The 10,170-nt window shown below is 71.3% G+C and carries 7 protein-coding genes; 4 read left to right on the top strand and 3 right to left on the bottom strand.

Annotation, left to right across the window (positions count from 1 at the left end):
* Positions 1-119: 119 nt before the first annotated feature.
* Positions 120-1,754, bottom strand: a complete 1,635-nt coding sequence (locus HUW36_RS03955; RefSeq protein ID WP_174526841.1) for a glycoside hydrolase family 13 protein — start codon at positions 1,752-1,754, stop codon at positions 120-122.
* Positions 1,755-2,254: 500 nt separating this feature from the next.
* Positions 2,255-3,325 carry a LacI family DNA-binding transcriptional regulator gene (locus tag HUW36_RS03960; protein WP_174526842.1) on the bottom strand — a complete coding sequence of 357 codons (1,071 nt, stop codon included), beginning with the start codon at positions 3,323-3,325 and terminating at the stop codon, positions 2,255-2,257.
* 197 nt (positions 3,326-3,522) lie between these two features.
* Between HUW36_RS03960 and HUW36_RS03965 the strand changes: the two genes are divergently transcribed.
* The 4 genes from HUW36_RS03965 (at position 3,523) to HUW36_RS03980 (ending at position 9,266) form a co-directional block, all read left to right on the top strand.
* Positions 3,523-4,776 (top strand): sugar ABC transporter substrate-binding protein, encoded by a 1,254-nt coding sequence (locus HUW36_RS03965; RefSeq protein WP_174526843.1) that lies wholly within the window; start codon positions 3,523-3,525, stop codon positions 4,774-4,776.
* Positions 4,776-6,419, top strand: a complete 1,644-nt coding sequence (locus HUW36_RS03970; RefSeq protein ID WP_174526844.1) for an ABC transporter permease subunit — start codon at positions 4,776-4,778, stop codon at positions 6,417-6,419. The genes HUW36_RS03965 and HUW36_RS03970 overlap by 1 nt, the downstream gene beginning before the upstream one ends.
* Positions 6,416-7,315, top strand: coding sequence for a sugar ABC transporter permease (locus HUW36_RS03975; protein WP_174526845.1), 900 nt, complete (start codon positions 6,416-6,418; stop codon positions 7,313-7,315). Before HUW36_RS03970 ends, HUW36_RS03975 begins: the two co-directional genes overlap by 4 nt.
* A gap of 142 nt (positions 7,316-7,457) precedes the next feature.
* Positions 7,458-9,266, top strand: coding sequence for a glycoside hydrolase family 13 protein (locus tag HUW36_RS03980; protein ID WP_174526846.1), 1,809 nt, complete (start codon positions 7,458-7,460; stop codon positions 9,264-9,266).
* Positions 9,267-9,321: 55 nt separating this feature from the next.
* Here HUW36_RS03980 and HUW36_RS03985 read toward each other — a convergent pair whose 3' ends face one another.
* Positions 9,322-9,909 (bottom strand): TetR/AcrR family transcriptional regulator, encoded by a 588-nt coding sequence (locus tag HUW36_RS03985; protein WP_217428765.1) that lies wholly within the window; start codon positions 9,907-9,909, stop codon positions 9,322-9,324.
* Between the last annotated feature and the right edge of the window lie 261 nt (positions 9,910-10,170).

Below are 10,170 nucleotides of genomic sequence, written 5' to 3' on the forward strand. Positions count from 1 at the left end.
CAGGAGCGGACTCCCGAGGGGCCGGTACCACCTCACCCCCCACCACAAGGGGTCGGCAGCCCAGCCGCCCGTCGGCGCGGAGCACAACGGACGACCAGGTCGTTGGCGGGTTACCCGGCTCAGCGCCGTTCGAACCACGCAGCTGCGTCCACCGGCAGGACGTGCCCGTCGCCCTGCTCGGTGAGGTCGGCGCTGGCGACGAGCGGCCGGCCGTGGCCGGTCACCGTCACGTCGGCGCCGCTGATGTTGACCACGCAGGTCAGCTCGGTGTCCCCGGCGGCGCGGCGGAACGCCAGCACGCCGGGCTCGGTCTCCAGCCAGGTGATGCCACCGAGACCGGCCAGCGCCGGGTGCTCGCCGCGGATCCGCAGCGCGGCCCGGTAGAGCTCCAGCGTCGACCCGGGGGTGCCGGTCTGGGCGGCCACCGAGAGGGACCGCCAGGTAGCCGGCGCCGGCAGCCAGCTCAGCTCGCTGCCGTCCGGCCCGAAGCCGTACGGGGCCAGCTCGCCGCTCCACGGGATCGGCACCCGGCAGCCGTCGCGGCTCTCCCCGGTGCGCCGGAACGCGGGGTCCTGGCGCAGCTCGTCGGGCAGGTCCAGCACCTCCGGCAGGCCCAGCTCCTCGCCCTGGTAGACGTACGCGCAGCCGGGCAGCGCGAACATCAGCAGCGCGGCGGCCCGGGCGCGGCGCAGGCCGACCTCGCCGTCGCCGTACCGGGTGACGTGACGCTGCCGGTCGTGGTTGGAGAGCACCCAGGTGGTGGGCGCGCCGACGATCGTCGACTCGGCGAGCGCGGTGTCGATCACCTTGCGGAACGAGTCGGCCGACCAGGTGGCGTCGAGGAAGTCGAAGCTGAACGCCTGGTGCAGCTCGTCCGGGCCGATGTAGCGGGCCAGCCGCTGCGGGGTCTCGGCCCAGGCCTCGGCGACCGCCATCCGGCCGCCCGGGTAGCTGTCCAGGATGGGCCGCCAGGCGCGGTAGATGTCGTGCACCTCGTCCTGGTCGAAGTAGGGCAGCCGGCCCTTGCCGAGCAACTCCGACTGGCGCTGGCCGGTGGTCATCGAGTTGAAGCCGACGTCCGGCAGGCCCTCGGCCTTGATCATCCCGTGCGCCACGTCGATCCGGAAGCCGTCCACGCCGCGGTCCAGCCAGAAGCGCAGGACGTCCTCGAACTCGGCCCGCACCTCGGGGTGGCGCCAGTTCAGGTCGGGCTGGGCCGGGTCGAACAGGTGCAGGTACCACTGGCCGTCGACCACGCGGGTCCACGCCGGGCCGCCGAAGATGCTCTCCCAGTCGTTCGGAGGCAGCTCGCCCTGCTCGCCCTTGCCGTCGGCGAACAGGTAGCGCTCACGCTCGGGGGAGCCCGGACCGGCGGCGAGCGCCGCGGTGAACCACGGGTGCGCGCTGGAGGTGTGGTTGGGCACCAGGTCGACGATGATCCGCAGGCCCAGGGCGTGCGCGTCGGTGATCATCTCGTCGAAGTCGGTGAGGTTGCCGAAGAGCGGGTCGACGTCCCGGTAGTCGGACACGTCGTAGCCGGCGTCGACCTGCGGCGAGGTGTAGAAGGGGGTCAGCCAGAGCGCGTCCACGCCGAGGTCACGCAGGTAGGGCAGGCGCTGCCGGATGCCCTGGAGGTCACCGACGCCGTCGGAGTTCGCGTCGGCGAAGCTGCGGACGTAGACCTGGTAGACGACCGCGGACCGCCACCAGTCGTCGTCGGCGGCCAGCGGCGTGGGGGTGGGGGCGGAGGTCATCGGATGTCGATTCCCGTTCTGTGGTGGCGCAGGGTGTCTGAGCAGGATGCCGCTCCGGCGCTGCAAGAGTCAAGCATTCCTTGCGCAAGAAATGACACCGATCACCTCTCGGCCAGCACGATCACGCTTCCGTCCCCGTCCCGCATCCCGAGACACCCAGCGGTTCCCCGGCGTCCCGCCCACGCCGCTTCCCCGAGGTGGGGTGATCCGAGCCGCCCACTCGTCGTCTCGCCGCCCTGATGCCGCCCGCGCGCGTCGCCTTCTCCGCCACTCCGCCGAGGTGGCGCGATCGAAGGCCCCCCGACCCCGCCACCTCGCCGTGCCGGCGGAACCGCCGCCCCGCCAGCCGTCCTCGTCGAGCGACCCAGCCCCGCCCGCGCTCCCGTCCGCTCGTCCGCACGATCTTGCAGTTGCTGCCCACGACTCGCGGCCTTCACCCCTTTTGTCGGGGCCCGAGGTGCAAGATCGGCGGGGTGGGGCGGGGAGGCGGGGGGAGGGGGTTAGGCGGGGATGGCGAGGGAGGAGGGGGCGGGGCGCTGGCGTTTGGGGGAGGTTGCGGGGCGGGTCACCGCGGTGGAGCCGCGTACCACCAGCTCGGGGCGGAACAGGTACTCGGAGTTGGGGGAGGGGTGACCGTTGATCTCGTCGACGAGCGCCCGCACCGCGGCGACCGCCATCGCGGCGACCGGCTGGCGGACGGTGGTCAGCGGCGGGTCGGTGAACGCCATCAGCGGCGAGTCGTCGTAGCCGACCACGGAGACGTCCTCGGGCACGGACAGGCCGCGCTGGCGGGCCGCCCGGATCGCGCCGAGCGCCATCAGGTCGGAACCGCAGACCAGGCCGGTCGCGCCGCGCTCGATCAGCCGGCCGGCGGCGGCCTCGCCGCCCTCCACGCCGAACAGGGACAGCTCGGTCAGCTCGGTCAGGTCGTCGTCGGAGACGTCGGTGAGGCGCCGCATCGCCGCCTTGTAGCCGGCGACCTTGCGCTGCACCGGAACGAACCGGTCCGGGCCGGTGATCAGGCCGATCCGCCGGTGCCCGAGCGCCACCAGGTGGGCCACGGCGAGTTCGGCGGACTCCCGGTCGTCGCAGGAGACGAACGGCGCGGGGATGCCCGGGGCGTAGCCGTTGATCATGACGATCGGCAGCGGCCGGGCCAGCAGCGTGCGGTACCGGTCGTGGTCCGCCGCGGTGTCGGCGTGCAGGCCGGAGACGAAGACGATGCCGGATACCTGCCGGTCCAGCAGCATCTCGACGTACTCGTCCTCGCGGACGCCGCCGGGGGTCTGGGTGCAGAGCACGGGCGTGTAGCCGGTCGGGGCGAGGGCGGACTCGATGATCTGGGCGAACGCCGGGAAGATCGGGTTGTCCAGCTCGGGCACGACCAGGCCGACCAGCCCGGCACTGCGCTTGCGCAGCCGGGCGGGGCGCTCGTAGCCGAGCACGTCGAGGGCGGTGAGGACGGCCTGCCGGGTCTCCGGGGCCACACCGGGGCGGTCGTTGAGCACCCGCGACACCGTGGCCTCGCTGACTTCGGCCTGTTGGGCGATGTCGGACAGTCGAGCGCGCATGGCGGCACTTTAGCTCAACGGCAAAGTCTTGCGTACACTTCTGCAAGCCCTTCCATTCTCTGCAACCTCTTGCTAACGTCCCCGCAACATGCGAGAGCAGCGGCGCAGCACCCCCGCGCCGGTCAGCAAGAACTTTCAGAGGTTTCCACTGGTGGTCGCCCTTCCCCCGGCTTGCCACCATGACGACAGGAGTACCGATGCGCATCCGTACCGCGGGTGTGGTCGCCGTCCTCGGCCTGGCGCTCGCCGCGTCCGGCTGTGGTGACAGCGGCAGCGACGACAAGCCGGCCGCTGACCAGTCCGCCAAGGCGACCGGCGGCAAGCTGGTCATCTGGGCCGACGACAAGCGCACCGCCGCCCTCAAGCCCTTCGCCGAGGAGTTCGGCAAGGAGAACGGCGTGACCGTCGAGGTCCAGGCCGTCTCCAAGGACCTGCAGACCAACTTCGTCACCGCCTCCCAGCAGGGCAGCGGCCCGGACGTCGTGGTCGGCGCGCACGACTGGATCGGCAACATGGTCCAGAACGGCGCCATCGACCCGGTGCAGCTGCCGGCCGAGCAGAAGAGCGGCTTCAACGAGACCGCCATCAAGGCCGTCACGTTCAACGGCCAGCTCTACGGCGTGCCCTACGCCACCGAGAACGTGGCGCTGATCCGCAACACCGAGCTGGCCCCCGAGGCGCCGAAGACGATCGAGGACCTGGTCGCCACCGGCAAGAAGCTCAAGGCGGAGAAGAAGGCCACCGAGATCCTCTGCCTCCAGTCCGGTCAGAACGGCGACGCGTACCACATCTACCCGCTGTACACCTCCGGCGGCGGCAACCTGTTCGGCACCACCGCCAACGGCGACTACGACCCGAAGGACCTGGGCGTGGGCAAGCCGGAGTCGATCGCGGCCTTCCAGAAGATCGCGAAGCTCGGCGAGAAGGGCGACGGCGCGCTGAAGCGTTCCATCACCCCGGAGAACGCCATCTCCACCTTCACCGGCAAGAAGTGCGCGTTCCTGGTCTCCGGCCCGTGGGCCGTGGCCGACGCCAAGAAGGCCAACATCAAGTACGACATCTCCCCGGTCCCCGGCTTCGCCGGTGGCAAGGAGGCCCAGCCGTTCGTGGGCGTCCAGGCGTTCTACGTGGCCGCCAAGGGCAAGAACAAGGCCCTGGCCCAGGAGTTCGTCACCAACTACGTGACCAAGCCCGAGCTGGCCGTCGCGCTGTACAAGGCCGAGCCGCGCCCGCCGGCGCTGACCGCCGCCTTCGACCAGGTCAAGGGTGAGGACGCCGACCTGGCCAAGTTCTCCGAGGCCGGCAAGAACGGCCAGGTGCTCCCGGCGATCCCGGCCATGGCCGCGATCTGGGACCCGTTCGGCAAGGCGGAGGCCGCCATCATCGGTGGCGCCGACCCGGCCAAGACGATCACGGCCGCTGGCAAGACCATCCAGGGTCAGATCAAGTAATGAGCGCGCCGCTGTCCGGCCCGGGGTCTGCCACGCAGACCCCGGGCCGGGAGCCCGCCCGCCCCGGGCTCCCGCGCACGTCCCGTACCGCGCGGAACCACGCGCCGATCACCGCGACCGGCCTCGTCGTCAAGGTGGTCCTGCTCGGCCTGGTGGCCGGGATCGCGATCTGGGCGGCGTTCCCGCTCATCGAGGCCGGACACTGGATCGGGCTGGGTGTCCTGGCGGCCACCACCGCCGGTCTGTTCTATCTCTACCTGAGCCGCCGGCACATCCCGGCCAAGTACCTGGTCCCCGGCACGCTGTTCCTCATCGCCTTCCAGGTCTTCCCGGTGCTCTACACCGCGAGCACCGCGTTCACGAACTTCGGCGACGGCCACCGCGGCAGCAAGGACGACGCGATCGTCGCCATCCAGACCTCCTCGGTGAAGCAGGTCCCCGGCTCGACCGAGTACAACCTCAGCATCGCCACCAAGGGCGACCCGGCGACCGGTTCCCTGGTCTTCCTGCTGAGCGACCCGAAGACCAAGGAGGTCTTCGCGGGCGACGCGGGCGGGCTGCGCAAGCTCGACGCGGCCGACGTCACGGTCAGCAGCCTGAGCGGCAAGGTCACCGCCGCCGACGGCTACACCGTGCTGAACATCGGCCAGGCCAGCGGCCGCAGCGACGCCGTCACCGCGCTGATCGTCCCCACCGACGACGGCGCCATCCGCTCCAACGGCCTCACCCGGGCCTACGAGGGCAAGGCGGCCCGGGCGTACGACGCCGGCTGCGACTGCGTCAAGGACAGCGAGACCGGCAAGACGTGGAGCGCCGACGAGAAGGCCGGCTCCTTCGTCGCCGCCGACGGGGAACGGCTCACCCAGGGCTGGAAGGTCGACGTCGGGCTGAAGAACTTCAGCGCGGTGCTCACCGACCCGAACATCTCCAAGCCGTTCTTCGGCACCCTGGCCTGGAACTTCGCGTTCGCGATCGGCTCCACCGGCTTCACCTTCCTGCTCGGCATGGCCATCGCCCTCGCGCTGCACTCGCCCCGGATGAAGGGCACGAACTTCTACCGGGTGCTGCTGATCCTCCCGTACGCGATGCCGTCGTTCGCGATGCTGCTGGTCTGGCGGGACATGTTCAACACCGACTTCGGCCTGGTCAACAACCTGTTCGGGCTGGACGTCGACTGGTTCGGCGGCTCCTGGTCGGCCCGGATCGCGGTGCTGCTGGTGCAGCTCTGGCTCGGCTACCCGTACATGTTCCTGGTCGCCACCGGCGCGTTGCAGGCCATCCCGCGGGAGCTGACCGAGGCCACCTCGGTCGACGGGGCGACGCCCTGGCAGTCGTTCAAGGCGGTCACCCTGCCGCTGCTGCTGGTGGCGCTCTCGCCGCTGCTGATCGCGTCGTTCGCGTACAACTTCAACAACGTCAACGCGATCCTGTTCACCACCGAGGGCGGGCCGTTCGCGCCGGACAACCCGCGCAACGGCGCCACCGACCTGCTGATCACCTACACCTACCGGCTGGCGTTCGGCGCGCAGGGCGCCGAGTTCGGCCTGGCCGCGACCGTGTCGATCTTCATCTTCGCGATCGTGGCGACGGTGTCGGCGATCAGCTTCCGGCGCACCCGCAAGCAGGAGGAGGTGTACTCGTGACCAGCATCGCGGAAACCCCGGTGGCCAACCGCAACGCGGCGGGCCGGGCGCGCAGCCGGTGGTTCGCCCAGGTGGGCTGGCGGCACCTGGTCGGCGTGCTGTCCGTCGTGTTCAGCCTCTTCCCGATCCTGTTCGTGATCTCGGCGGCACTCAACCCGCTCGGCACGCTCTCCTCCACCGAGCTGCTGCCGACCGGGGCGTCGCTGGAGAACTTCACCAACCTGTTCGACCGCACCGCGTTCGGCCACTGGTTCCTCAACTCGCTGCTGCTGGCGGGCGTGGCCAGCTTCGCGTCGATCTTCCTGTCGGCGCTGGCCGCGTACGCGTTCTCCCGGATGCGGTTCGCCGGGCGTCGGGTCGGCCTGCTCACGCTGCTGCTGATCCAGATGTTCCCGCAGTTCCTGGCCATCGTGGCGATCTTCCTGATCTTCACCACGGTCACCGACCTGTACCCGGCGATCGGCTTCAACACCCCGTGGGGCCTGTTCCTGCTCTACATGGGTGGCGCGCTCGGTGCGAACACCTGGCTGATGAAGGGCTTCTTCGACACGCTGCCGAAGGAGCTGGACGAGTCGGCGACCATGGACGGCGCCTCGCACGTGCAGGTCTTCTTCCGGATCATGCTGCCGCTGGTGGCGCCGATCCTGGCGGTGACCGGCCTGCTCGCGTTCATCGGGTCGATCAACGAGTTCATCATCGCCAACGTGTTCCTCACCAACACCGAGTCGAAGACCCTCGCGGTCGGCATGTACGGCCTGGTGGCGGGCGAACGCAACAACAACTTCGGGATCTTCGCGGCCGGCACGCTGCTCACCGCGATCCCGACGGTGCTGGTGTTCCAACTGCTCCAGCGCTACATCGTCTCCGGCCTCACCTCCGGAGCCGTCAAGGGCTGAGCCTCCTCGGCTCACGCTGCGGCAAGGGCGTCGTGTCGACGTACACCGGAGCGGTTCTCGGGCGGACCGCCGCGGTCGGGTGAAACCGACCGCGGCGGGTGCCCGCCCCACTCCCTGTCGGTACGACGCGAAAGGCAGCACCATGTCCCTGCAACCGCACCACGACGGATCCGCCACCTACGTACCGGAGCAGGAGCCCGCGCTCGGGCAGACCGTTCCGGTCTTCGTCCGGGTGCCGGCCGGCGCCGGCGTCCGTCAGGTGCACCTGCGCACCACCGGCGACGGCGAGCCGCACTTCGCCGAGGCGGTGGTCGACCGCACCGAGAACGGTGACGTGTGGTGGCGGGCCGACGTCGAGGTCCGCAACCCGGTCAGCAACTACCGCTTCCTGCTCGACGGTGACCGGGGCGCCCGCTGGCTGAACGCGGCCGGCCTGGTCGACCACGACGTGCCGGACCACGGCGACTTCAAGCTGGTCAGCTACGCGCCGCCGCCGGCCTGGGCCCGGGACGCGGTGATCTATCAGATCTTCCCGGACCGGTTCGCCCGCTCGGCCGGCGCGGACGGGCGCACCGCGCCGGACTGGGCGATCCCGTGCGACTGGGACACCCCGGTGATCGGCCGCGGCCCGGAGACGCCCCGCCAGTTCTACGGCGGCGACCTCGACGGGATCACCGAGCGCCTGGACCACCTGGACCGGCTCGGGGTCAACACGGTCTACCTCACCCCGGTCTTCCCGGCCCGCTCCAACCACAGGTACGACGCGTCCAGCTTCGACACGGTCGACCCGCTGCTCGGCGGCGACGCCGCGCTGGCCCGGCTCGCCGACGCGGTGCACGCCCGGGGCTGGCGCCTGCTCGGCGACATCACCAGCAACCACACCGGCGACGCGCACGACTGGTTCACCGCCGCGGTCTCGGACGTGCGCGCTCCCGAGCGCGACCTGTACTACTTCGACCTCGCGGGCGGCGACTACGAGTCCTGGAACGGGGTCAAGTCGCTGCCGAAGCTCAACTGGGGCAGCGCGGAGCTGCGCCGCCGGTTCGCCACCGCCGAGGACTCGCTGCTGCGCCGCTGGCTGCGCCCGCCGTACGGGCTGGACGGCTGGCGGGTGGACGTGGCGAACATGACCGGCCGGCGGGGCGCCGACGCGTACACCCACGAGGTGGCGCGGCTGCTGCGGGAGGTGGTGGCGCAGACCCGGCCGGACGCGTTGCTGCTCGCCGAGCACGGCCACGACCACACCGGCGACCTGGACCGGGACGGCTGGCACGGGACGATGAACTACGTCGGCTTCACCGACCCGGTGTGGTCCTGGCTGCGTGCCGGCGACGACCCGGTGCCGAACTTCCTCGGCACGCCGGGCGGGGTCCGGCGGCGGGACGCGGGCGCGGTCCTGGCCACCATGGACACCTACCGCTCACTTGTCTCCTGGCGGTCGTACACCCACTCGTGGCAGCTGCTCGGCTCGCACGACTCGGCCCGGATCCGCACGGTGGTCGGTGACGCGTCCCGGCAGGAGGTGGCCGCCGGCCTGCTCGCCACCATGCCCGGCACGCCCGTGGTGTTCGCCGGTGACGAGCTGGGCCTGACCGGCACCAACGGGGAGGGTTCGCGCACCCCGATGCCGTGGCACCGGCCGGAGAGCTGGGACGGGCGCACGTTCGACGCGTACCGGTCGCTGCTGGCGCTGCGTCGCGAGGAGCCGGCGCTGCGGCACGGCGGCCTGCGGTGGGTGCACGCGGACGCGGACACGCTGGTGTTCCTGCGCGAGGCGCCGACCGGCACGGTGCTGGCGCTGGCCCGCCGCGCCCCCGGCTCCCCGGTCCGCCTGGCCGGCCTGCCGGCCGCCGACAACATCCACGGCGGCGCGCCGGCGCTGCGCCCGTCCGCCGACGGCACGGTGACGCTGCCGGCGGACGGCCCTACCTTCCAGCTCTGGCGCCTGTGAAAGGAGGGGCCCCTTGTTAACGCATTCTGCATAACAAGGGGCCCCTCCTAACACCTCAGCGCAGGAGGGTGTGGGCGCCGGTCAGGTAGGTCTCGCGGTCGGGGGAGCCGGTGAGGATGCGCTGGGTGAAGTAGCCGGGGACCAGGCCGAACAGCGCCGCGCCCACCGCGTCCGGATCCGCGTCGGGGGGCAGCTCGCCGGCGTCGCGCGCCCGGGCGGTGGCGGTGACGAAGTGGGCCCGCAGGCGGGTGTACGTGGCCGCGACGAACTCCGCGAGCACCGGGTCGCGCTGCGCCTCGCTCCACACCTGCAACGCCAGCGGCAGCACCCCGTCCGGGCCGAGCTGGGTGTCGACGAAGGTCAGGGCCCGCTCCAGCACCCCGGTCAGCGGCAGCGGCGGATCGACGGTGGCCAGGTCGGCGAAGGTCGCGTCCGCGGTGCCGATCACCGCCTGGGCGATGGCGGTGATCAGGTCGTTCTTGCTCGGGAAGTAGCGGTAGACCGCCCCGACCGAGAGCCCGGCCTCCTTGATCACGTCCTGCATCGAGGTGTGGTGGAAGCCGTCGCGCACGAAGCAGCGCCGGGCCGCGTCGAGGATCTGCTGGCGGCGGGCGGCGAGGTGCTGCTCGGAGACTCGTGGCACGCCCCACATTCTAAAGCGAACGTTCGTTCTTGACGAAGGCCGCGCGGAGGCGCACGCTCAAGGTAAGAGAACGAACATTCGTTTTAAGGAGACGCCGATGCTCCGGACCCGCTCGCCCTGGACCCTCGCCGCGCTGCTGGTCGGCCTCGCGGTGGTGGCGCAGGCGCTGCTCGTACCCCTGTTCGCGGCACCGGCCGCGCACCTCGCGCCGCGTGACCTGCCGGTCGCGGTGGCCGGGCCGCCGCCGGCCACCGCGGAACT

Source organism: Micromonospora maritima, from assembly GCF_902825405.1.
In the GTDB taxonomy this organism is placed as follows: Bacteria; Actinomycetota; Actinomycetes; order Mycobacteriales; family Micromonosporaceae; genus Micromonospora; species Micromonospora maritima.

Bases quoted from the DNA above. Each gene is read 5' to 3' on its own strand.
- HUW36_RS03965 (WP_174526843.1), top strand. From the start codon at position 3,523: ATGCGCATCCGTACCGCGGGTGTGGTCGCCGTCCTCGGCCTGGCGCTC.
- HUW36_RS03955 (WP_174526841.1), bottom strand. From the start codon at position 1,754: ATGACCTCCGCCCCCACCCCCACGCCGCTGGCCGCCGACGACGACTGG.
- HUW36_RS03980 (WP_174526846.1), top strand. From the start codon at position 7,458: ATGTCCCTGCAACCGCACCACGACGGATCCGCCACCTACGTACCGGAG.
- HUW36_RS03970 (WP_174526844.1), top strand. From the start codon at position 4,776: ATGAGCGCGCCGCTGTCCGGCCCGGGGTCTGCCACGCAGACCCCGGGC.
- HUW36_RS03960 (WP_174526842.1), bottom strand. From the start codon at position 3,325: ATGCGCGCTCGACTGTCCGACATCGCCCAACAGGCCGAAGTCAGCGAG.